General features: G+C 68.6%; 24 protein-coding genes. 13 read left to right on the forward strand and 11 right to left on the reverse strand.

Annotated elements, in window-relative coordinates; translation table 11 throughout:
* Nucleotides 1-54: 54 nt before the first annotated feature.
* The gene (locus SK571_RS07970) at nucleotides 55-504 is read left to right on the forward strand and encodes a hypothetical protein (protein WP_319983376.1); all 450 of its coding nucleotides are present in this window, start codon (nucleotides 55-57) and stop codon (nucleotides 502-504) included.
* Here the strand turns inward: SK571_RS07970 and SK571_RS07975 are convergent.
* Both SK571_RS07975 and SK571_RS07980 read right to left on the reverse strand, forming a co-directional pair.
* Nucleotides 489-857 (reverse strand): GntR family transcriptional regulator, encoded by a 369-nt coding sequence (locus SK571_RS07975; protein ID WP_319983377.1) that lies wholly within the window; start codon nucleotides 855-857, stop codon nucleotides 489-491. The two genes, SK571_RS07970 and SK571_RS07975, sit on opposite strands and share 16 nt — an antisense overlap.
* Nucleotides 854-1,522 carry a hypothetical protein gene (locus SK571_RS07980; protein WP_319983378.1) on the reverse strand — a complete coding sequence of 223 codons (669 nt, stop codon included), beginning with the start codon at nucleotides 1,520-1,522 and terminating at the stop codon, nucleotides 854-856. Before SK571_RS07980 ends, SK571_RS07975 begins: the two co-directional genes overlap by 4 nt.
* A gap of 116 nt (nucleotides 1,523-1,638) precedes the next feature.
* Between SK571_RS07980 and SK571_RS07985 the strand changes: the two genes are divergently transcribed.
* Both SK571_RS07985 and SK571_RS07990 read left to right on the forward strand, forming a co-directional pair.
* Nucleotides 1,639-2,814, forward strand: a complete 1,176-nt coding sequence (locus tag SK571_RS07985) for a sensor histidine kinase (RefSeq protein WP_319983379.1) — start codon at nucleotides 1,639-1,641, stop codon at nucleotides 2,812-2,814.
* 9 nt (nucleotides 2,815-2,823) lie between these two features.
* Nucleotides 2,824-3,480 carry a response regulator transcription factor gene (locus tag SK571_RS07990; RefSeq protein ID WP_319983380.1) on the forward strand — a complete coding sequence of 219 codons (657 nt, stop codon included), beginning with the start codon at nucleotides 2,824-2,826 and terminating at the stop codon, nucleotides 3,478-3,480.
* Here the strand turns inward: SK571_RS07990 and SK571_RS07995 are convergent.
* The 4 genes from SK571_RS07995 to SK571_RS08010 all read right to left on the reverse strand — a co-directional run bounded on the left by SK571_RS07995 (nucleotide 3,477) and on the right by SK571_RS08010 (nucleotide 5,871).
* A complete protein-coding gene (locus tag SK571_RS07995) occupies nucleotides 3,477-4,397 on the reverse strand; it encodes an SDR family oxidoreductase (protein ID WP_319983381.1) in 921 nt (306 codons plus the stop codon). The two genes, SK571_RS07990 and SK571_RS07995, sit on opposite strands and share 4 nt — an antisense overlap.
* Entirely contained in the window at nucleotides 4,381-4,860 is a 480-nt protein-coding gene (locus tag SK571_RS08000; RefSeq protein ID WP_319983382.1) for a pyridoxamine 5'-phosphate oxidase family protein, read from the reverse strand. Before SK571_RS08000 ends, SK571_RS07995 begins: the two co-directional genes overlap by 17 nt.
* Nucleotides 4,860-5,387: a TetR/AcrR family transcriptional regulator gene (locus SK571_RS08005; RefSeq protein WP_319983383.1), complete on the reverse strand. Its 528-nt coding sequence runs from the start codon at nucleotides 5,385-5,387 to the stop codon at nucleotides 4,860-4,862. Before SK571_RS08005 ends, SK571_RS08000 begins: the two co-directional genes overlap by 1 nt.
* A 109-nt stretch (nucleotides 5,388-5,496) precedes the next feature.
* A complete protein-coding gene (locus tag SK571_RS08010; RefSeq protein ID WP_319983384.1) occupies nucleotides 5,497-5,871 on the reverse strand; it encodes a hypothetical protein in 375 nt (124 codons plus the stop codon).
* Between the two features lie 159 nt (nucleotides 5,872-6,030).
* Between SK571_RS08010 and SK571_RS08015 the strand changes: the two genes are divergently transcribed.
* Nucleotides 6,031-6,819: an HAD family hydrolase gene (locus SK571_RS08015; RefSeq protein WP_319983385.1), complete on the forward strand. Its 789-nt coding sequence runs from the start codon at nucleotides 6,031-6,033 to the stop codon at nucleotides 6,817-6,819.
* On the opposite strand, the gene SK571_RS08020 is transcribed toward SK571_RS08015, so the two are convergent.
* Nucleotides 6,816-7,250, reverse strand: a complete 435-nt coding sequence (locus SK571_RS08020) for a PPOX class F420-dependent oxidoreductase (protein ID WP_319983386.1) — start codon at nucleotides 7,248-7,250, stop codon at nucleotides 6,816-6,818. The two genes, SK571_RS08015 and SK571_RS08020, sit on opposite strands and share 4 nt — an antisense overlap.
* Nucleotides 7,251-7,380: 130 nt before the next feature.
* Here SK571_RS08020 and SK571_RS08025 point away from each other — a divergent pair, with 130 nt between their 5' ends.
* From SK571_RS08025 to SK571_RS08035, 3 genes are all read left to right on the forward strand, one after another.
* The gene (locus SK571_RS08025) at nucleotides 7,381-8,292 is read left to right on the forward strand and encodes an ABC transporter ATP-binding protein (protein WP_319983387.1); all 912 of its coding nucleotides are present in this window, start codon (nucleotides 7,381-7,383) and stop codon (nucleotides 8,290-8,292) included.
* Nucleotides 8,293-8,297: 5 nt separating this feature from the next.
* On the forward strand, nucleotides 8,298-9,059 hold the full coding sequence (locus tag SK571_RS08030; RefSeq protein WP_319983388.1) for a hypothetical protein: 762 nt from the start codon (nucleotides 8,298-8,300) through the stop codon (nucleotides 9,057-9,059).
* 93 nt (nucleotides 9,060-9,152) lie between these two features.
* On the forward strand, nucleotides 9,153-10,055 hold the full coding sequence (locus SK571_RS08035; RefSeq protein ID WP_319983389.1) for an ABC transporter ATP-binding protein: 903 nt from the start codon (nucleotides 9,153-9,155) through the stop codon (nucleotides 10,053-10,055).
* On the opposite strand, the gene mycP is transcribed toward SK571_RS08035, so the two are convergent.
* Nucleotides 10,021-11,163, reverse strand: a complete 1,143-nt coding sequence (mycP, locus tag SK571_RS08040) for a type VII secretion-associated serine protease mycosin (RefSeq protein WP_319983390.1) — start codon at nucleotides 11,161-11,163, stop codon at nucleotides 10,021-10,023. The genes SK571_RS08035 and mycP overlap by 35 nt on opposite strands.
* Nucleotides 11,164-11,423: 260 nt before the next feature.
* On the opposite strand from mycP, the gene SK571_RS08045 reads away from it, so the two are divergent.
* The 5 genes from SK571_RS08045 to SK571_RS08065 all read left to right on the forward strand — a co-directional run bounded on the left by SK571_RS08045 (nucleotide 11,424) and on the right by SK571_RS08065 (nucleotide 16,982).
* Nucleotides 11,424-11,828 carry a hypothetical protein gene (locus SK571_RS08045; protein ID WP_319983391.1) on the forward strand — a complete coding sequence of 135 codons (405 nt, stop codon included), beginning with the start codon at nucleotides 11,424-11,426 and terminating at the stop codon, nucleotides 11,826-11,828.
* 68 nt (nucleotides 11,829-11,896) lie between these two features.
* On the forward strand, nucleotides 11,897-12,541 hold the full coding sequence (gene trmB, locus SK571_RS08050; RefSeq protein ID WP_319983590.1) for a tRNA (guanosine(46)-N7)-methyltransferase TrmB: 645 nt from the start codon (nucleotides 11,897-11,899) through the stop codon (nucleotides 12,539-12,541).
* 132 nt (nucleotides 12,542-12,673) lie between these two features.
* A complete protein-coding gene (locus SK571_RS08055; protein ID WP_319983392.1) occupies nucleotides 12,674-13,780 on the forward strand; it encodes a nitric oxide synthase oxygenase in 1,107 nt (368 codons plus the stop codon).
* Nucleotides 13,781-14,075: 295 nt separating this feature from the next.
* On the forward strand, nucleotides 14,076-15,239 hold the full coding sequence (locus SK571_RS08060) for a sensor histidine kinase (protein WP_319983393.1): 1,164 nt from the start codon (nucleotides 14,076-14,078) through the stop codon (nucleotides 15,237-15,239).
* 429 nt (nucleotides 15,240-15,668) lie between these two features.
* Nucleotides 15,669-16,982 (forward strand): amidohydrolase family protein, encoded by a 1,314-nt coding sequence (locus SK571_RS08065; RefSeq protein WP_319983394.1) that lies wholly within the window; start codon nucleotides 15,669-15,671, stop codon nucleotides 16,980-16,982.
* Nucleotides 16,983-17,328: 346 nt separating this feature from the next.
* Here the strand turns inward: SK571_RS08065 and SK571_RS08070 are convergent, their stop codons facing one another.
* Both SK571_RS08070 and SK571_RS08075 read right to left on the reverse strand, forming a co-directional pair.
* Nucleotides 17,329-17,760 (reverse strand): hypothetical protein, encoded by a 432-nt coding sequence (locus SK571_RS08070; RefSeq protein WP_319983395.1) that lies wholly within the window; start codon nucleotides 17,758-17,760, stop codon nucleotides 17,329-17,331.
* A gap of 45 nt (nucleotides 17,761-17,805) precedes the next feature.
* Entirely contained in the window at nucleotides 17,806-18,483 is a 678-nt protein-coding gene (locus SK571_RS08075; protein ID WP_319983396.1) for an SDR family oxidoreductase, read from the reverse strand.
* 12 nt (nucleotides 18,484-18,495) lie between these two features.
* Here SK571_RS08075 and SK571_RS08080 point away from each other — a divergent pair, with 12 nt between their 5' ends.
* Complete coding sequence (locus SK571_RS08080; protein ID WP_319983397.1) at nucleotides 18,496-19,671, forward strand: MFS transporter; 1,176 nt, start codon at nucleotides 18,496-18,498, stop codon at nucleotides 19,669-19,671.
* Here the strand turns inward: SK571_RS08080 and SK571_RS08085 are convergent.
* Nucleotides 19,644-20,090: a DUF3455 domain-containing protein gene (locus SK571_RS08085; protein ID WP_319983398.1), complete on the reverse strand. Its 447-nt coding sequence runs from the start codon at nucleotides 20,088-20,090 to the stop codon at nucleotides 19,644-19,646. The genes SK571_RS08080 and SK571_RS08085 overlap by 28 nt on opposite strands.
* Nucleotides 20,091-20,160 lie beyond the last annotated feature (70 nt).

The following is a 20,160-nucleotide window of genomic DNA, read 5'->3' on the forward strand; positions in this document are numbered from 1 at the left end:
AGGCACTGATCGTGCCACGGTTTGTGTGCGTCCGTGCGCGGGTAGCCACAGCGCATGGGTGACAGCTACGTGACGTTCCTAGTGCTGGGGATCGTCCTGGTCGTGGTCGACGGCCAGCTGATCTACCACAGCGGCAAGGGATACCTGAGGCGCGCTGCGTACGACGACGAGCAGGTCGGCGGCATGATGAAGCTGACGGCCGTGCTGTTCCACCTCGTCGTGCTCGGCCTGTTGGCGCTGGTGTCGATCATCAATGTCGACACCGGTGACCCGGTGAAGAACGTGGTCGTGAAGCTGGGCATCGTGCTGTTGCTACTGGCACTGGCCCACGGCGCGACGATGGCGATCCTGGCCAGGATTCGGGATCGCCAGATGCAACAGCAACTCGCTGACCAGATGGCCGAGGAACACCGCATCTACGAGGAACGGCACGAGGAACGTCAGGCTCACATAAACGAACCGCGACCCGCACCCAAGATCGAGTCGCCTTACTCACCCAAGTAATGGGCTCGCACGGCGTTCAGCGCCTCCCCCTCGCTGGCGCCGAGTGACCGAGCGATGGCGACGAACTCCGCCGCGGCGGCGGAGAGCGGGTCCGGTGCATGCGAAGGCAGGGCAGCCACGACGGTGCCCTGCCTTCGTCCTGTCGTGAGCACCCCGCTGGTCTCCAGCTCCCGGTAGGCCCGCGCGACCGTGCCGGCGGCGAGGCCGAGGTCCGCGGCGAGCTGCCGGATCGTCGGCAGCCGGGACCCGACCGGCAGCACACCACCGTTGATCAACCGGATGAGCTGGTCCCGGACCTGGCGCCACGGCGGGACACCGTTCTCGACGTCGACGACGATGCGGGGTGCGGTCACCAGGCAATCTTCTTGGACACGACGTTCGTGTTGGCCATCAGGACCCAGGCGACGATGCCGGCGAACAGGAACGGGCCGCCGGCGAGCGCGCCGACCATCGCGGCCCCGATCCCCGCCGACACGTGCACGCTGCGGGTGCGCAGCGCCCGGTCGACCTCCTCGTCACCGTCCGCCGGGCGAGCGACCGCCGCCCACATGACCACCGCGACCGCGGCGACGGACACGACGAACACGGGCAGTTGCGCGATCTGGAGCCGCACGAGCAACCAGGCCAGCCCGAACAGCACGATCGCGGCGTACGCGATCAGCACGTACTGCGACCCGATGTCGAACAGGCCGCGCGGGGCGAGCGTGGCCACCCGCTGCCGGCCTTCGCGGGGAAGTGACAACGCGATCAGCTCCGCCAGCAGGGTGCCCCCGAGCACGACCGCGGCGAACGACCCGAGGCCACGACCGCTGGCGAACGGCACGAACGACATCCCGACGAAGAGCCACGGGTAGAGCAACCTCCGCCGCTTCAGGTACCGGATGGCGTCGTCGACCTGCGCGGGCGTCGGATCGGACACCTTCCAGCTCTTCAGCAGGCGCTTGCCCGTCGACTGCGTCGGCCACAGAGCGACCAGCAGGAACAACCCGACGCCAGCGGCCCACAGAACGTCGTACATGGCGAACCCCCGAACTTTGTATCAACCCCTCGACACAATAACTCACACTGAAGTCGTACGCAGCGTCAGCCCGTGGCGCGACGCGCGGAAGTTCGGCCCGCACCTAACCTTGTCCAGTGCGGCGGTTCAGTCTGTGGATGAAGGCTCATCCGGCGTTCGGGGACTCCCTGATCGCCGGGATTCTGCTGCTCTTCGACATGGGCATCGCGGTCACAGTGGTCGACCAGGGAGTGTCGTTCTCCGCCTACCTCGCGGTGACGTTGCTGATGCTCGGACCGCTGCCGTTTCGCCGGCACCACCCGCTCGGCACCAGCTACCTGATCCTCGCGGGCGGGTTCCTGCAGCTCTTCTCGCACGGCGGCATCGACGGCATCCCGGTCCGCATGTCCGACTTCGCGCTGGCCATCGCGCTGTACACGCTCGTCGCGAACACGAACCGCAAGACGGCGTTGATCTACCTGGGCTGGCTGGTCGCCGGCACGCTGCTCTGGGCGATCTTCCAGGTCGGCGAGCTCCAGGCCGTGTTCCTCGTGTTCCTGGTCTTCGTGATCTTCGGCTTCAGCTGGGCGATGGGCGAGTTCATCGGCGCACGCCGTGCCTACCAGCGAGAGATGGAGCAACGCCTGGTGCTGCTCGAAACCGAACGCGACCAGCAGGCCAAGATCGCCGTGGGCGAGGAGCGTTCCCGGATCGCCCGCGAACTGCACGACGTCGTCGCCCACGCGGTGAGCGTGATGATCGTCCACGCCGACGGCGCCGCGTACACGATCAGGTCCCAGCCGGAGGTCGCCGAGAACGCGGTCCGCACGATCGCCGACACCGGCCGCCTCGCACTGACCGAGATGCGCCGCCTGCTCGGCGTTCTCCGCAGCGAGGAGTCCGAGACGCAGTGGGCTCCGCAGCCCGACGCGCGAGGTGTGGTCGAACTCGCCGAGAACACCAGGGCCGCCGGCGTCCCGGTGCGCCTGGAGATCAACGGCGACGTGGACGACCTGCCCGTGGGCGTCGGCCTGAGCGTGTACCGGATCGTGCAGGAAGCTCTGACGAACATCATCAAGCACGCCGGAGCAGGCACCACCGCTTTGGTCCGTCTGGCGCGCTCGCCCGAGGAACTGCGGCTGGAAGTGACCGACAACGGGTTCGGCACGCCCCACGACGTGGTCAAGGTCTCCGGCGGCAACGGACTGATCGGCATGAGGGAAAGGGCAGCGGTGCTGGGTGGGGAGTTCGAGGCGGGTCCCAACCCCGGTGGGGGCTGGCGCGTGCGCGCGACATTCCCGCTAGCCGCATAGGGTGATCAAGTGATTCGGGTGCTGCTGGTGGACGACCAGGAACTGATGCGGATGGGTTTCCGCATGGTGCTGGGCGCGCAAGAGGACATCGACGTGGTCGGCGAGGCGGCCGACGGCCTCGACGCCGTGCAGATGGCGGAGAAGCTGCGGCCCGACGTCGTCCTGATGGACGTCCGCATGCCCGTGATGGACGGCGTGGAGGCGACCAAGCGCATCGCCGAGGCCGACTCCGCGAAGGTGCTGGTCATGACCACCTTCGACATGGACGAGTACGCGCTGTCGGCGTTGCGCAACGGCGCCAGCGGGTTCCTGCTGAAGGACACCCCGCCGTCCGACCTCGTGTCGGCGCTGCGCGCGGTGGCCTCCGGCGACGCGGTGGTCTCGCCGTCGGTGACCAAGCGGTTGCTCAGCCGGTTCCTCGGTGACGGCGGCGGTGAGCTCCGGGACGCCTCGGTGCTCGACGTGCTGACCGAACGCGAGCGCGAGGTGCTCGTGCTGATCGCGAAGGGCCTGTCGAACACCGAGCTCGCCCGCAAGCTGTTCCTGTCCGAGGCGACGGTGAAGACGCACGTCGGCAGGATCCTCGCGAAGCTGGAGCTGCGAGACCGGGTGCAGGCCGTGGTGCTGGCCTACGAGACCGGTCTCGTCCGCCCCGGCGACGCCTAGCGATATTTCTCCGGATCGGCGTCCACGGTCTGCCCTGCCATCCGCGGCTTCAGGACCTCGTCGTACCAGCGGCCCCAGTCGGGCTGCGAGCCGTCGAGGTCGGTGAACCCGTACTCGCGCTTGAGCTTCCACGACGAGAGGCACTGCCCGGCGAACCGCTTGCGGTCCTCGTCCGCCGCCAGGTGCACGAGACCGCGGCCGAGGTAGTGCGGCGTCTCGGACAACGCGTAGTCCGGCACCTTCTCGATCGCGTCGCGCCAGTTCGCCTCGGTGACGCCGAAACCCTCCAGCATCTGCTCGGAACGCAGGAACCCCGGCGTGGCCGCGACCGCCGTCACGTTCGGGTGGTCCTTCAGGTCCTTCGCCAGCACCTCACCGAACCGGCGCACCGAGCTCTTCACCGCGTCGTAGGAGAGGTTCACGAAGTAGGCCTCGCCGTCCTCCCCGTCGGTCACCTCGACCACGAGCCCGTCGTCGGACCTGATCAGGATCGGCATGAGCTTGTGCAACGCCACGAGGTGCGTCTCGACACCGTTGCGCCACATGCGCAGCTGCTTGTCGAGGTCGTGTTCCCAGAACTTGCCCCACTCGACGAGGTTCTCGCCGCCCCACGCGTTGTCGATGAAGATGTCGAGCTTGTCGATCCTCGCGGCCAAAGCGTCCACATCGGACGGACTGGTGAGGTCGCAGCGGACCGCGATCCCCTTGCCACCGGCGGCGTCCACGAGCTCGGCGGTCTCCTCGATCGTCTCCGACCGCCCGACCTCGGACTGCTGCGTGCGCGTGGTCCGGCCGGCGACGAACACCGTCGCCCCCGCCGCCCCCAGCTCCACGGCGATCGCCCGCCCCGCACCGCGGGTGGCGCCGGTGACGACCGCGACCTTCCCGCTCAGATCGGGATCATTTCTTGCTGACACGGTGAGTTCCCCTTCCCTCGTGCCAGGAGAGGACGACCATTCCGTCGCCCTCGACGGTGAGCTGCACGACCTCGGTGACGTCGAACCGGAACAGGTCGATCTCCTCCGGCTTCGGCTGCCACCCCGTGCGGTCGAACAGGTCTTTCAGATAGGTGTCCTTGTCCGTCCAGAACTCGGCGGTGCCGCTGATCTTCGCGTCGCCCGCCTCCGTCATCGAGGCCACCGTGGTGGTGCAGTGCAGCGCGAACCTCGGGTCGCGCCGCAGGTCCTTCGACTTCAACGAGTCCGGCATCATGCCCGCCCACAGCTCGCCGCGGGCGAAGTCCGGTTCCACACCGCTGATTCGCGGTGAGCCGTCCTTGCGCAGCGTCGCGAGCAACGCGTGCCGGTCCGCGGCGAACCTGCCCTGCACGAACGCGGCCATGTCGGGCTGTTCGGCCGCGAACTCCGCCCAGGTAGCCATCAGCGCATCCCTTCCAACACCAGATCGATGTCCTCCGCCGTGCGTGCCAGCAGGTCGCCGCGCGGCCGCACCGACCAGTCCATCGAGATCCCGTAGACCAGCGCGGCGAGGACGCGGGCCGCGTTGGGCGGCAACGCCTCGGCCGCGCAGAGGACTTCCAGTTCTTGTTCCAGCACCGCGTAGTGCCGTGCCAGCAGCGCGCGCAGTTCCGGGTCGATCAGGTCGACCCCGAGCTGCGCCAGGTTGTTCGTCGCGACCACCGGGTCGGCGAGCCGGTCGAACCAGGTCAGCAGCGCGTCGCGGACCGTGCCGGCCTCACGCATCCGGCGGACGACCTCCTCGGTGCCCGCCCTGGTGAGCGCCTGCAGCAGCCCGCTCTTGGACCCGAACCGCTTCGCCACCGCCCCGACCGACACCCCGGCCTCCGCCGCCACGTCCGCGACGGTGAACTCCGGTCCGCGCCGGTCGATGACGGCCGCGACGGCGTTCAGGATCCGTTCGTCGGTGATGGTGCGAGGTCGTGCCACGTCGTTAGTGAACCACAATTCACTAACTCTCGCACAGGGTGGCTCACGTGAACTGGAGACCGCGTCTGGTGGGTCAACCAACAACTACCGTTGGGATAGGCCCTACCAGTTACTGGGGTTCCGCGCCCCTGGCCGTGGCGAGTGCCCTGACTGCCCCTTGTAGTGCCTCCGCCAAGCCGGAACGACTGATCCAGGCGTCGTACACGGCGTGCTGATGATTGCTGTCGAGGATGGCCAACTCCGCCTCCCGCCGCAGGTTCACCCAAGCTCCGCCGCTGTCGCCCATGAACCACAACGTCAACAAGGAACGTTCGGCGATCCACTGCCCGAGCAACACTCGAACGTCGTGGCCGAGCCTCTCGTCGGACAGCAACCTGATCGCCAGGTTCGCGCCAGGATCACTCGTAGGCACCTCCAACTCCTGGGGCGGCCTCCACTCGTCGGGCAGCTCGTTCAGCCACTCCCACCCATCCGGCTTCGTCATTCCGCACCTTCCCCCAGATCACCTGCGGCGCCGGCGTCACTCATTGTGGCGCCACGAGTCGGGCACGGACCTACGGCACACCTTGGGGCACTTGGTACTGAAGGGTCACCGGGGAACTCCGGTCCACGCCGGTCGATGACCGCCGTAGGGTGGCTTCACGTGAACTGGAGACCGCGTCTGGTGGCCTTGGACATCGACGGAACCCTGACCGCTGTCGGCTCGAACGACATCTCGCCCGCCGTGAAAGCGGCCATCACCCGCGCCACCGAACACGGTGCCGTCGTCGTGCTCTGCACCGGCCGCAGCCTCGTCGGCATCGGCGCGGTCGCCCCACAACTGCCCGCCTCCTACGCCCTCTGCTCGAACGGCGCGGTGTGGTGGGACCCGGCGCTGGACGAGGTGACCAAGCGCGTGACGTTCGACCCCGGACCGACCGTCAAGACGTTGCAGGCGCTGCTGCCCGGCGCCGTGTTCGCCGTCGAGCAGACCGGCGTCGGCAACCTGTCGCTGGGCGAGTTCCTGCCGGGCGACCTGTGGGGCGTGACGACCCGGGTGACGTTCGAGGAGATGGCGGCGGTGCCCACCTCCCGGCTGGTCATGCGCTGGCTGGACCACACGCCGGCCGAGCTGGCGTTCGCCGTTCGCGAGCTGGAGCTGCCCGGCATCGAATGGTCCGTCGACCACACCGAGGCGTGGCTGACCGCAGTGCCTCCGGACGTCTCGAAGGGCTCGGCGCTCGACGAACTCGTTGCGCAGCTGGGCATCGAGGCCTCGGACGCGCTCGCGATCGGCGACGGGTCCAACGACGTCGAGATGCTGAAGTGGGCGGGGCTCGGCGTCGCGATGGGCCAGGCGCCGGCGCACGTGCAGGCGGTGGCGGACGAGGTGGCGCCGACCGTGCTGGAGGACGGCGCCGCCCAGGTGCTCAACCGCTTCTTCCCCGGTTAGTCGGAGACGTTCTGCACGGCGACGACCTTGTCGACCTTGACCCGCACGACCATCTCGCCGGGCACGCCGTTGCGCTCGGCGTACTCGTCGGCGCGGCCGGCGCCCATGTAGCGCGCCGCGGTGCGGCCGGCCCAGTACTTGAGCTGCTCGGGGTCCTCGTCGACGACGGCCTGGCCGGTGATCGTCACGAAGTTGAACGGCGGAGTCTCGTCGTCGAAGCACAGGGCCACGCGGCCGTCGCGCAGGATCGACTTGCCCTTGACCGTGTCCCGTGCGGTGAGGAAGACGACGTCGGGGCCGTCGAGGTCCACCCAGACCGGGGCGACGTGCGGTGAGCCGTCCTTGCGGGTGACCGCGAGCTTGCCGGTGCGGGCGGGTGTGGCCAGGACGAACTCGCGCCACCAGCCGTCCGGGGCTTCCGTGTATCCCATGTGGCTCATTCAACTACGACGGAGGTAGCGGCACCCGTCGACGGAAGTTGACGCGACCGCAGACCGCAGGCCGATGTGGCAGGACCCCTCGGAGCGTCAAAGTAATCCCATCACCGAGAGGGGACAGACAATGATCGAGGCAATCGGCCTCACCAAGAGATACGGCAGGACGGTCGCGGTCGACGACCTGTCGTTCACCGTCCAACCTGGACGGGTGACCGGATTCCTCGGTCCGAACGGCGCCGGCAAGTCGACCACCATGCGCATGATCCTGGGGCTCGACCGTCCGACGGCAGGCCGCGTGCTGATCGACGGCAAGCCCTACACCGAGCTGCACCGTCCACTGCAGACGGTCGGTGCGCTGCTCGACGCCAAGTGGGTTCACCCGAACCGCTCCGCCCGCGCTCACCTGCGCTGGCTCGCCAAGTCCAACAACCTGCCGAAGAACCGCGTGGACGAGGTGCTGGAGGCCGTCGGTCTCACGCAGGTCGCCGGCAAGAACGCCGGTGGGTTCTCGCTCGGCATGTCGCAGCGGCTGGGGATCGCCGCGGCACTGCTCGGCGACCCGAAGGTGTTGCTGTTCGACGAGCCGGTCAACGGCCTCGACCCGGAGGGCATCCTCTGGATCCGCACGTTCATGCAGAACCTCGCCGCCGAGGGCCGCACGGTCCTGGTGTCGAGCCACCTGCTGTCGGAGATGGCCCTGACGGCCAGCGAGCTCATCGTGATCGGCCGGGGGAAGCTGATCACGCAGAGCAGCACGCAGGAGTTCATCGACAGCTCGACGGGTAACACCGTCCTCGTGCGCAGCCCTCAGCTCTCCAAGCTCGGCCCGTTGCTCGTCGACAAGGGCTTCACCGTTCGTGACGGTGCGGACGGCGCGTTGTCCGTATCGGGTGCAACCAGTGACCAGATCGGTGACATCGCTGCTGCCAACGGTGTCGTCCTGCACGAGCTGAGCCCCCAGCGCGGTTCGCTCGAAGAGGCGTTCATGCAGCTGACCGGCGATGCTGTCGAGTACCACGCAGAGATCGGGAAGTGAGTCTGATGACCCTGTTGGCAGTTGAGAGAATCAAGCTCTTCTCGACCCGCTCGCCCTACTGGTGCAGCGCGCTCGCCCTGGTCCTGGGTGTCGGCCTCACCGCGATCATCGCGGCCTCCACCGACAACGGCCAGCTGTCCCTCGGCGTCACGCAGTTCGGCAGCAGCCAGCTCGCGCTGTCCGTCGTGCTGGTGATGGCGGCCCTCGCGGTCACGACCGAGTACCGCTTCAGCACGATCCGCGCCACGTTCCTCGCGGTGCCGAACCGGACGTCCGCGCTGGTCGCCAAGACCGTCGTGGTGGCGTTCATCGCCGCTGTCCTCGGCGAGATCATCGCCTTCGGCTCGGTCGGCATGGCGAAGCTGCTGTCGCCCGCCTCGGACCTCGCGATCAACTCCGGCGCCGAGTGGCGGCACGTCGCGGGCGTCGGCCTGCTCTACGGCATCGGCGCGATCCTCGCGATCGCGGTCGGCATCCTGGTCCGCCAGACCGCCGGCGCCGTGGCGATCCTGCTCGTCTGGAACATGCTGCTCGAAGGCCTGATCGGGATCATCCCGAAGGCCGGCGTGAAGATCCAGGCGTGGCTGCCGTTCCAGAACGCCAACCACTTCCTGATGCTGAACGGTCCTGAAGCCGCGGGGGCGGAACAGGCCGGCATGGGCATCGACTTCAAGCTGAGCCAGTGGGGTTCGCTCGGCTACTTCGCCGGCATCGCGGTGGCGCTGCTGGTGGTCGCACTGATCGTCGCGAAGCGGCGGGACGCGTGACCTGTTCCGAATGAAGGGGGAGAGGGACCTGGGTCATCCGTCGGGGGATGACCCAGGTCCCTGTCAGTTCTGTCGAGCGAACCGGGAGAGGCCATGATCGAAGCAGTGCGGTTGCAGAAGCACTACGGCAGGACGAAGGCCGTCGACGACCTGTCGTTCACCGTCCGGCCAGGCCGCGTCACGGGCTTCCTCGGCCCGAACGGCGCCGGCAAGTCCACGACCATGAGGATGATCCTCGGCCTCGACACCCCCACCGGCGGCGACGTCACGATCGACGGGAAGCACTACGCCCAGCTCAAGCAGCCGTTGCGCAAGGTCGGCGCGCTGCTCGACGCGAAGTGGGTGCACCCCAACCGTTCCGCGCGGTCGCACCTCAAGTGGCTCGCCGTCTCGAACAAGATCCCGGTCAGCCGGGTGCAGGAAGTGCTGGAGATCGTCGGCCTCACCGAGGTCGCGCACAAGAACGCCGGCGGGTTCTCGCTCGGCATGTCGCAGCGGCTCGGCATCGCGGGCGCGTTGCTCGGCGACCCCGAGGTGCTGCTGTTCGACGAGCCGGTCAACGGCCTCGACCCCGAGGGCATCCTCTGGATCCGGCAGTTCATGCACCGGCTCGCGAACGAGGGCCGCACGGTGTTCGTGTCGAGCCACCTGCTGTCCGAGATGGCGCAGACCGCCCAGGACCTCATCGTCATCGGCAAGGGTCAGCTGATCGCGCAGACCTCGACCGAGCAGTTCATCACCGACGCCACCCAGGACACCGTCCGGGTGCGGTCGCCGCACGCCGCGAAGCTGCGCGAGATCCTCGCGGCGCACGCGACGGTGACCGACGACTCGGCGAGCGGAAGCCTGGTGGTGCACGGGATCGCGGCGCAGCGGATCGGTGAGCTCGCGGCGGAGAACCAGATCGTGCTGCACGAGCTCAGCCCTCAGCGCGGTTCGCTCGAGGAGGCCTTCATGCAGCTCACCAAGGAGTCGGTGGAGTATCACGCGCACTGACGGGCTTGGGACGCCGTGACCGGATGGCGGGCAACGCGATCAGCAGTCCCGTCATCACGGCGGTGCCGCCCGCGACGGCGGCGACGAACGGCAGCCGGTCCTCCACGTCGACCGGCTGCTGGGGACGCTGGGCCGCGAGCGCCGGAGTCGGTCGCGTGGTGGAGGGCACCGGCGGCAGCAGCGGATTGCGTTCCACCGGTGGGAGTTGTGCGGTGAGCGCGCCCATCGGGTTGACCATGCCGAACCCGGTCGCCGCGTCCCGGCCGGGGTCCGCCAGGTCGGTCGCGGTCTTGACCAGCGCGTTGACGACGTCCTTCGCCGCCATGTCCGGGTGCTTCGCGCGCACGAGCGCGGCGACGCCGGACACGATCGCCGACGCCGCGCTCGTGCCGTCCATCTCGGCGTAACCACTGGCGTAGACGCTCTGCGGCGCGATCGTCACGATGCCCGCCGCCGGAGCCGCGAGCACCGTGTCCGCGCCGACGTTGGACGACGCCCAGGGCTTGCCGTCCTTGTTCGTGCCCGCGACCGCGATCACGCCGTTGATGTTGGCGGGCGCGGAGACCTCCTTGCCGTCGTTGCCGGTGGCGGCGACGAGGACGACGTCCTTCTCGATCGCGTAGTTCACGGCCTTGACCAGCGTCGGCGTCATCGAACTGGAGAAGCCCAGCGACATGTTGACGACCTTGGCGCCGTGGTCGGCTGCCCACCTGATGCTGTCGGCGACGACCTCGAGCCCGAACTGCTCCTTCTCGTCGGCACTGGCGATCGGCAGGATCTTGGCGCCGGGCGCGATGCCGAGCGCCCCGCCGTTCCTGCCGGTCGCGGCGATGATCCCGGCCATCCCGGTGCCGTGGCCGTCGGCGTCGGTCGTGCCGTCGGTGCCCTTGGAGCGGCCGAAGCCCGTTCCCGGCAGGACCTGTCCGGCGAGGTCGGGGTGCTTGGCGTCGACACCGGAGTCGATCACCGCGACGACCACGCCGTCCCCGCGGGCCTGGGACTGCGCCGAGTAGACGTCCAGCGCGTCGAGGTGCCACTCCTGCTCCTCGATCGTCTGCCCGGCGAGCAGCAACGGCAGCGCGACGGCGAGCGCGGAGAGCAGGTGCACGTGAGCTACATCGTGTTTCCACCTCGCACCGCAACGTGCCTGGCATCACACGTTGCGTAAGGGTGCTGTTAACAAGCCGTGAAAAGCCGCAATCTGGACATCACCGGCGTTTGAGTTCACGTTCAATGGGGTTATCCCCGCTGCGGAGGTGGCCAGTGGTCCGTGTGGAAGCAATGCTCGGCCTCGAGTGGTCCAGTGCTCTCGAAGCCCCCAACCCTGCCGAAATCGCCCTCACCCCTGCAGACGCGCGCCGTTCCTGGGTGAACCGCGCCCCGGAAAGCGAAGTCCTGACGATGTACCGCTCCGTGCGGGACGTCGAGAACGCGCCCGCGCCGTGGTGGCTGCGCGCGCTGGACCGGGGGCGGCTGCGTTCCCGAGCCGAAGGTCATGCCGTCGAGGACGCGGTGAGCGAACTGCTCTCCGCACGCCCCGGCTGGGTGTTCGTGCCCTGGGTGGACCTCGGCGAGGTCGGGTACTGGGAGTACGTGCCGTCCGAGAGCGGTGTCTACGGGCCTGCCACCCCGACAACCGTGCAGTTCACCGACTCGCACCGCGGGTTCGTGCACCTCGTTCCCGCCCATCGCGGGGCGGGCCAGCCCCAGGCGATCGACTTCACCGTTGCTGACCTGCGTGCTCAGATCGAGGACATCGAACTCATTGCCTAGAATGTCCCGTCGTGACCAGGCCTGAGTTCCCCCGTTCCATCGTCAGCTTCGTCCAGCGCGGCGAGCGCATGACCGTGGGACAGGAACGTGCCTGGGACACGTACTGGGAGAAGATGGGCAACGACGTCAAGTCGTTGCCCGAGGGGCCCCTGGACTTCGACTCGTGGTTCGGCCGTTCCGCGCCCGTGCTGCTGGAGATCGGTTCCGGCATGGGCGAGACCACCTCCCAGCTCGTGGCCGCCGCGCCCGAGCTCAACTACGTCGCCGTCGAGGTCTACAAGCCGGGACTCGCCCAGCTGCTGCTGCGCGCCGAGCACCTCGGCGGGCTCGACAACCTGCGCGTGCTGCGCGGTGACGCCGTCGACCTGCTGACCGACCACATCGCACCCGCGTCGCTGCACGGCGTGCGGATCTTCTTCCCGGACCCGTGGCCGAAGAAGAAGCACCACAAGCGCCGGCTCGTGCAGCCGGAGTTCGTGGCGCTGCTGGCGTCCCGGCTGGAGCCCGGTGGCGTGCTGCACCTCGCTACGGACTGGGAGCACTACGCCGAGCAGATGCTGGAGGTCTGTTCCGGCGAGCGGCTGCTGACCAACGTGCACGACGGCTGGGCGCCGCGGCCGGACTGGCGGCCCGTCACGAAGTTCGAGCAGCGTGCGGTGAACGAAGATCGTGTCTCGCACGACCTGATGTTCCGGCGGAACGACCTCACCTGATCGAGGTCTCAAGCCGATCGGGTGAGCACCCTGGGTCTAATCTTCACTCGTTGGAGTGGCCGGTGTTGATCACCCGAAATGCCCCGAGTGGCAGTGACGCGTGAGGCTGTTCCGGGCTTAGCGTCTCGCTCCGTGACCCCCGACGTCCTCCCCGTCGCGGAGGAGTTCGTCCGCATGTTCCACGCGGCGCACTCCGACGCAGGCTCGCTGTCCGCCCGCATCGCCCAGGTGCGCGCCGAGATCGCCGAGACCGGAACCTACCGCCACACCACCAACGAACTCGCGTACGGCGCGCGGATCGCGTTGCGAGACAGCGGCTGGTGCACCTCAGGTGTGCCTTGGCGCCGCTTGAAAGTCCGCGATCTGCGCGGCTACCGCAACGCCGCCGCTGTCGCCGGCGAGTGCGTCGAACACCTGCGGCTCGCGACCAACGGTGGCGAGATCCGGCCACTGGTAACGGTTTTCGCGCCGGACGCGCCCGGCTCACCCGGGCCGGTGATCTGGAACGAGCAGCTGATCCGGTACGCCGGGTACGCCGACGGCATGGGGGACCGCCGGTACACCCAGTTCACCGAGACCATGCAGGGCATGGGCTGGCGTCCGCCGGTGCGGCGTTCACGCTTCGACCTGCTGCCGTTGGTGGTGGAGACGCAGCACGAGGGGCCGCGGCTGTTCACGCTGCCGTCCGAGATCGTGCACGAAGTTCCTTTGGAGCACCCGACTCTGCCGTGGTTCGGGGAGATGGGCCTGCGCTGGCACGCGGTTCCGGTCATCTCGAACATGCGGCTGTCGATCGGTGGCGTGCACTACCCAGCCGCGCCGTTCAACTCGTGGTTCGTCGGCGCCGAGATCGGCACGCGGTCACTGGCCGAGGAAGGTGCTTACGGTGTGGCGCGTGAGGTCGCCGATGCGTTGGGTTTGGACACTTCGTCCGAACGCACGCTGTGGCGGGACTTCGCGACCGTTCACCTGAACGCTGCAGTGCTGCACTCGTTCGACAAGGCGGCCGTCACCATCACCGACCACCACGCGGAAGCGTTGCACCGCCTAGCCTGGCTGCGTTCCCGCCAACGGCCTTCGGCCGCGCGCCCCGCGTTCCGGCTCGACACCGCAGCCGCGGCGCGCGCACGGAACGGTTCTCCGGCGCGCTTCACGGCCGCGTTGGACGAGACCCGTCCTCAACCGACGAGCAGGCTGGCGGAACTCCTCCGCCAGCAACATTCCCTGACGAGCGTCTGACTTCCCCATCACACGCTGGGGCCGGGACCTAGTGCTTCGAGTCGATCATCACGCCCGAGAGTGCCATGAGCGCGAGGACCAACAGGCCGACCACAGCGGCGGCCCAAGTGAACACAACTGACAACATGGCGTCCTCCGACTCCTCGACTTCGCTCCTCCAGAGTCCGTGACCGCGGCGTGATCCGGCATCCGCCGTGAGGGTATTTCCGCAGGTCGCCCAGTCAGCCTTATGGCTGACCCTTCGGTAGACCCCGGTCGGACGCGGTATCAGCCTTCCGGCTTTACCGTGTGTCGGGTGGAGAGCAAGGAACTGAACTGGCGGTTGCTCGCCAAACGCCAGTGGCCGCTGGCGCTCTCACTGGCCTTCATCTCGGGCTTGGAGCTGTTCACCGCCGACTACACGAACCCCTGGTGGCAGGCCCCCGGTGTCGCGGTGATCTGCGCGATCGCCGTGCTGGCGCCCCGGCGTCCCTTCGACGCGACCCTGGCCCTCGCCGCGGCGATCGTCTTCACCGCCGTCTACCTGCGGTTCTTCGACCTGTCCATGCAGCCGCACTTCTTCATCAGCGGTGCGTCGATCTCCGTGACGGGTGCGGCCATGGCGACCATCGCGATCGTCGTGCGCGAGGCACCGCGCTGGTACGCGGTGTCGGGCACCGCGATCGTCCTCGCGGCGATGGTGGCCGCGGAGGTCATCGGCTATCCGGTCGTGGCGCCACGGGACTACCAGACCTACGAACCCGACCCGGGCAGCTACCTGTTCGGCGCGGTCCTCATGTTCGTGATCGCGGTGGGGACCGGCCTGTACTTCCGGGCCCGTGACAACGAACGCACGTCTCAGCTGGCTGCTTCCGTTGCGGCGGCCCAGAACTCCGAACGGCTGGCGCTCGCCCGCGAACTGCACGACGTGGTGGCGCACTACGTGACCGCGATCGTCGTGCACGCGCAGGCAGGGCAGATCAACCGCGCAGCCGCCGAGCAGGTGCTGCCGACCATCGAGGCGTCCGGCCACGAGGCGCTGACCGCGATGCGGCGGCTGGTCGGGACGTTGCGGGACGGCGAGTCCTCCACACCGGCCGCGTCTTCGTCCCTCGTGGACGACGTGCGGTCGCTGGCGGAGGAGTCCGGGCTCCCGGTGCGGCTCTCGTTCGACCTGCAGGACGCCGTGCCGCAGGAGCTGGCGCGGTCGGTGCTGCGGCTGGTGCAGGAATCGTTGACGAACACCCAGAAGCACGCGGCAGCCGTGTCCTCTGTGGACCTCTCACTGTCCTCAAGTGACGGTGTGCTGCACCTGAACGTGGTCGACGACGGCGTGGCGTCGGGTGTGCCCGTGGGCGGATCCGGAGGCTACGGGCTCGTCGGCATGCGCGAGCGCGCGGAACTGCTGGGCGGCACCTTCTCCGCAGGCCGACGCGAACCGACTGGGTGGACGGTCCGCGCCGATCTGCCGATCAGCTAGCTCACATGTCGTCGCGAATGACTTCGAACTCCTGAGTCATCTCGACATCGCTCTGCTGGTCGTCGTTCTGAGGGTCGATGTCGGCCACTGGCTGCCTCCGCATGATCACGCCCGGTCGTGGAGTGTGATCATGCCAACTCAGCGACGGGTCGGCGGCTTGGGGGTGGCGGGCTTCTGCGCGCGGCGGAACTGTCCACTGGACGTGCACGGCTTCTTCGACATGATCTTGAGACGCCCCTGTCCTGCCCGTGGTTGCTCTGGATGCACAAAGGGCCCGTCGCATCACGCGTGACGGGCCCCTTGGTCGGGGAGAAGTTTTAGGCCGGGGCGGACCCTGGGGGTCGGCCCGCGCCCGACACAGCGAGGATGCCCCTGGCCTCCGGATGTATGCATGATCGTGATCGGCGTCACAATGGCAGGATTCGTCCCATGTCATTGCGTCTGCACGCCCCGGTGGTTCTGCCCTGCGACCCGTCCTGCGCCGTGTTGCGCGACGCGGTCGTGGACGTCGTCGACGGCCGGATCACCTACGTGGGTGCCCTCTCCGATGCCCCCGCCTTCGACGGCGAGGTCCGCTCGCTGACCGGCATCCTGCTGCCCGGCCTGATCAACACCCACGCGCACAGCCCGATGACGGTGCTGCGCGGCCTGGGCTCGGACCTGCCGCTGCTGCGGTGGCTGCAGGAGCAGATCTGGCCGAACGAGGCGCGGATGACCGCTCAGGACGTCGGCACCGGCATGCTGCTCGGCGCCGTCGAGATGCTGCGGCACGGCGTCACCACGTCCGCCGAGATGTACTTCCACGGCCCCGAGCTGGTGTCCTCGGTGCTGGCGGCCGGATCACGGGTGGTCTTCGGCGGGGCGATCCTCGACGTGCCCGGGATGGACTGGAAGGCGCTGACCGGTGAGATCTCCGCGTGGATCGACGCCGACGGACTGCGGTTCGGGCCTGGTGAGCGGGTCGAGCTGGCCTACGGGCCGCACTCCGCCTACACGCTGTCGGCTCCTCAGCTCTCGTCGATCGCGGCCGAGGCTCGGGCGCGAGGCGCGTTGTTCATGGTGCACGTGGCCGAGTCGCCGTTCGAGGACGAGGCCGCGCGGGCCGAGTTCGGTTCGGTGCCGGCGTTGATGAAGGCCTCGGACGTGCTGGGCGGGCGCGTGCTGTCCGCGCACTCCGTTCACCTCTCCGACGACGACATCGCGCTGTACGCGTCGTTCGGTGTCGGTGTGGCGCACTGCCCCGGGTCGAACGCGAAGCTCGCCTCGGGGATCGCGCGGGTGCCGGAGATGCTGGCCGCCGGGGTCTCCGTCGGACTGGGAACGGACGGGCCGGCGTCGAACGACGACCTGGACCTGTTCGAAGAGGCACGACTGGCCGGGCTGTTCGCGCGCGTCTCGAAGATGGACGCGACGGTGCTCGGGGCCGCGCAGGCACTGCTGATGGCCACTCGCGGCGGGGCCGACGCGCTCGGCCGCGACGACATCGGCTCGCTGGAGGCCGGGCGCTGGGGCGATGTCGTGCACATCGCCGCCGACGACCCCGCGTTCGCGCCCGGCCTGGACGCGCCGGACGCGCAGCTGCTGGCGAACCTCGTGTGGGGGTCCGGGTCGCGCCGGGTCACCGACGTGTGGGTCGCCGGCGACCACGTCGTCGCAGGTGGGGAGTCCACACGGGTGGACCGGCACGAGGCGCAGGCCGGAGTCGCCACGGTCGCACGCCGACTGCGGAGCGTCAACCTCTAGCCACATTCTGTTGACAAGCCTGTGGACAACTGCTGCTGCGTCTCCGCACCTCGACCAGGTGATCGGTCCGGTCGGCGTTCCCTAGTAGAGCGTCGCGGCTATCTCTTGGGATAGCGATGGCGGCAGGTTGCTGATTTTCGATCATGAAGATCGCGCTCTCATGGCTGTCACCTGCGCGGTTGGCGGTAGTTGGGGTGATCAGCAAACGTTTGCGCCGGCAGTTTTCTGCCGCCAACTCGGCGGCGACGTGCGTGAGCGCGCGACCATCCGGGCTTCGGTAACGACCGACCAGGCCGCCCAGCCCCGTGCGCGACTCAACGCAGCACAGCTAAGCCGCGACGCTCTACTAGTAGTCCAGTTCGAAGTCGTGGTGGTCGTCCGGGTCGACCACCGCGACGAGCTTGTTCCCCGGCCTCAGGCCGGGGTCGTACCTGGCGTCGTGCTCGGCCACGAACTCGGGCACGTCCGGGCCCTTGATCAGGAGCCGGACGCGGACCGTGGCGTCCTCGCTGATCGGCTCCATGGACAGGACCACGGCGGTCGCGGGCAGACCCACCTCGTCCAGGCGCAGCAGCCGCCGCTTGGCGCGCGCGACACCACGCCACACGGCGATGCCCAGCGGCAGCAGCACCACGGTGAGCACGATGCCGACGGCGCCGCCGTCGTTGGCCGCGTAGACGATCGGTCCGGTGACCATCAACGCCACGGCGAAGAGGTGCAGGAACACGTTGTTGCCCCGGTTGGCCCCGTGTACTTCGACGAACCCGTCCTCCGTCATTCCTGCACCTAAGCAGGTCGTGGGGCGCCTTGGGCCGGGCTGGCGCTAGTGGGGCCGGGACCGCACGTTGATCTCGGTGATGTGGGCGTCGGGCGTCGCCAGCACGGCCGACGCCACCGCCCGTCCCACCGAGGCCGGGTCGATGTACTTCGACGGGTCGTACTCGCCGCCCTCCTGGCGCCGCACGTCCTCCTGCATCGGCGTCGCGGTGCGGCCGGGGTAGACCGTGGTCACCCGCAACGACGGCTCGTCGCCGCGCAGGGCGTCGGCGTAGGCGCGCAGAGCGAACTTCGACGCCGCGTATACGCCCCAGCCGGGGTTGGCGTTGAGACCGGCGCCGGAGTTGATGAGCACCACGTGGCCGGAGGCCGCGCGCAGCTGCGGCAGGACGAGGTTGGTCAGTTCGGCGACCGCGAAGACGTTCACGTCGAACGTGCGGCGCCAGTCGTCCAGGGAGGCCTCGGCCAGCGGGCCGAGCAGGGCGATGCCGGCGCTGTGGACGATCACGTCGAGGCGTGAGACGGCGGCCAGGTCCGCGCCGGCGACGTTCGTCAGGTCGAACGGCCAGGCCTGCGCGCGTGGGAGCTCGGCGGCCAGCAGGGACAACGACGTCTCGTCGCGTCCGCCTAGCAGCAGGTCGTGGGTCGAGGCCAGACTTCTGGCGATGGCCGAGCCGATTCCGCTGGATGCCCCGGTGACGAGGGCGACCGGACGATCACTCATGGGGGGACCATAGTGCCCAGGAAGTTGATCCTGCCGTACCTGTGCCTGCTCTACTTCATCAACTACCTGGACCGGGTCAACATCGGGTTCGCCGGGCCGAACGGCATGTCGGAGGAGCTCCAGCTCTCGGCGACGGTGTTCGGGTTCGCGTCCGGCGTGTTCTTCATCGGCTACCTGCTCCTCGAGGTGCCGAGCAACCTGGCCCTGCACAGGTTCGGGGCGCGCAGGTGGATCGCGCGGATCATGGTCAGCTGGGGGATCGTCGCCACGGCCATGGCGTTCGTGCCCAACGGGACCGTGCTGGTCGTGCTGCGGTTCCTGCTCGGTGTGGCCGAGGCAGGGTTCTTCCCCGGGATCATCCTGTACCTGACGTACTTCTACCCGCAGAAGGACCGGGCGCGGATCGTCGCGCTGTTCATGGTGGCGGTGCCGATCTCGACGGCGCTCGGGTCCACGTTCAGCGCGTTGCTGATCCAGTGGACGGACTGGCGCACGATGTTCCTCATCGAGGGCCTGCCGGCGATCGCGCTGGCGTTCGTGACGTGGTTCTGGCTGCCGGACAAGCCCGAGGACGCCCCGGAGGAACCCGCCGAGGAGCACTGGCCGTTGAAGAAAGCCCTTACGCATCCCCGGATCCTGGCGCTGAGCTTCGTGTACTTCGGGATCGTCTACGGGCTTTACACGCTGGGGTTCTTCCTGCCGACCATCATCAAGGGGCTGGCTCCCGGAGCCGGGATCGTCGAGCGCGGGCTGATCAACGCGATCCCGTACGTCCTCGGCGCGGTCGCCATGATCCTGTGGGCCAGGCACGGCGACCGCACCGGAGAACGGAAGTGGCACGTCGCCGCGCCGATGTTGCTGGGTGGTGCGGCGATTCCGGTGGCGCTCTACCTCGACAACCCCGTCGCGGCGATGGTCGCCGTCTCGGTCTGCGCCATCGGTGTCTGCGCCGCCCTGCCCACGTTCTGGGCGCTGCCCACGAGTTTTCTCGGCGGTGCGGCCGCGGCGGGCGGGATCGCGATGATCAACTCATTGGGCAACGTGAGCGGTTTCGCGGCGCCCTACGTGACCGGCTGGCTGCGTGACATCACCGGGACCCAGAAGACCGGCCTCTGGGTCGTCGGCATCACGATGATCACGGCAGCGGTGGTCGCGCTCGTTCAGAGGGCGGGAACGGAGAAGGTGTAGAGGGCTTCGTAGCGGACGGAGGTCTGTGCGCCCTCGGTGCAGCTGCCGGCGGGTGCGACACCGCCCTTGGTGTTGAGGCGCTGCACGTAGCTGACGCCGGCGAACGTTCCTTCGCCCCTGGTCGACTTGGCCTTCAGCAGGAGTTCCGGAACGGCTCCGGGGACATCGTTGCGAGCGCCGTCGACCGGGGCGGCCTCGACCGCGCTGCCGTCGACGGTGGAGACCCAGACCGGACCGCGCGAGTGCAGTCCGACCGCCCTGCCGAGCCGGTCCGCCAGCGTTGCGGCGGGTTCCAGGCCCTTCCACGCTCCGGCCGTGCAGGTGTAGGTCTGCACGCCCTTGGCGTACAGCTTGGCGACGAGCTTGTTGCCGGACGGGACCTGAACAGCGGGTGCGACCCTCGCGTCAGATCCGTTCATGGCTTCCGGGGTCGGAGCGGCGGTGGAGCCGATGCCTCCCGCGAGGATGCCCAGAAGAGTTGATGAGACC

Source organism: Lentzea kristufekii (genome assembly GCF_033949925.1).
Lineage (GTDB): Bacteria > Actinomycetota > Actinomycetes > Mycobacteriales > Pseudonocardiaceae > Lentzea > Lentzea kristufekii.

What these genes read in the sequence shown, in the direction of transcription:
- SK571_RS07970 (WP_319983376.1), top strand. Translation starts at nt 55, where the DNA reads ATGGGTGACAGCTACGTGACGTTCCTAGTGCTGGGGATCGTCCTGGTC.
- SK571_RS07980 (WP_319983378.1), bottom strand. Translation starts at nt 1,522, where the DNA reads ATGTACGACGTTCTGTGGGCCGCTGGCGTCGGGTTGTTCCTGCTGGTC.
- SK571_RS08000 (WP_319983382.1), bottom strand. Translation starts at nt 4,860, where the DNA reads ATGGCTACCTGGGCGGAGTTCGCGGCCGAACAGCCCGACATGGCCGCG.
- SK571_RS08010 (WP_319983384.1), bottom strand. Translation starts at nt 5,871, where the DNA reads ATGACGAAGCCGGATGGGTGGGAGTGGCTGAACGAGCTGCCCGACGAG.
- SK571_RS08020 (WP_319983386.1), bottom strand. Translation starts at nt 7,250, where the DNA reads ATGGGATACACGGAAGCCCCGGACGGCTGGTGGCGCGAGTTCGTCCTG.
- SK571_RS08025 (WP_319983387.1), top strand. Translation starts at nt 7,381, where the DNA reads ATGATCGAGGCAATCGGCCTCACCAAGAGATACGGCAGGACGGTCGCG.
- SK571_RS08030 (WP_319983388.1), top strand. Translation starts at nt 8,298, where the DNA reads ATGACCCTGTTGGCAGTTGAGAGAATCAAGCTCTTCTCGACCCGCTCG.
- SK571_RS08035 (WP_319983389.1), top strand. Translation starts at nt 9,153, where the DNA reads ATGATCGAAGCAGTGCGGTTGCAGAAGCACTACGGCAGGACGAAGGCC.
- trmB (WP_319983590.1), top strand. Translation starts at nt 11,897, where the DNA reads ATGACCGTGGGACAGGAACGTGCCTGGGACACGTACTGGGAGAAGATG.
- SK571_RS08065 (WP_319983394.1), top strand. Translation starts at nt 15,669, where the DNA reads ATGTCATTGCGTCTGCACGCCCCGGTGGTTCTGCCCTGCGACCCGTCC.
- SK571_RS08070 (WP_319983395.1), bottom strand. Translation starts at nt 17,760, where the DNA reads ATGACGGAGGACGGGTTCGTCGAAGTACACGGGGCCAACCGGGGCAAC.
- SK571_RS08075 (WP_319983396.1), bottom strand. Translation starts at nt 18,483, where the DNA reads ATGAGTGATCGTCCGGTCGCCCTCGTCACCGGGGCATCCAGCGGAATC.
- SK571_RS08085 (WP_319983398.1), bottom strand. Translation starts at nt 20,090, where the DNA reads ATGAACGGATCTGACGCGAGGGTCGCACCCGCTGTTCAGGTCCCGTCC.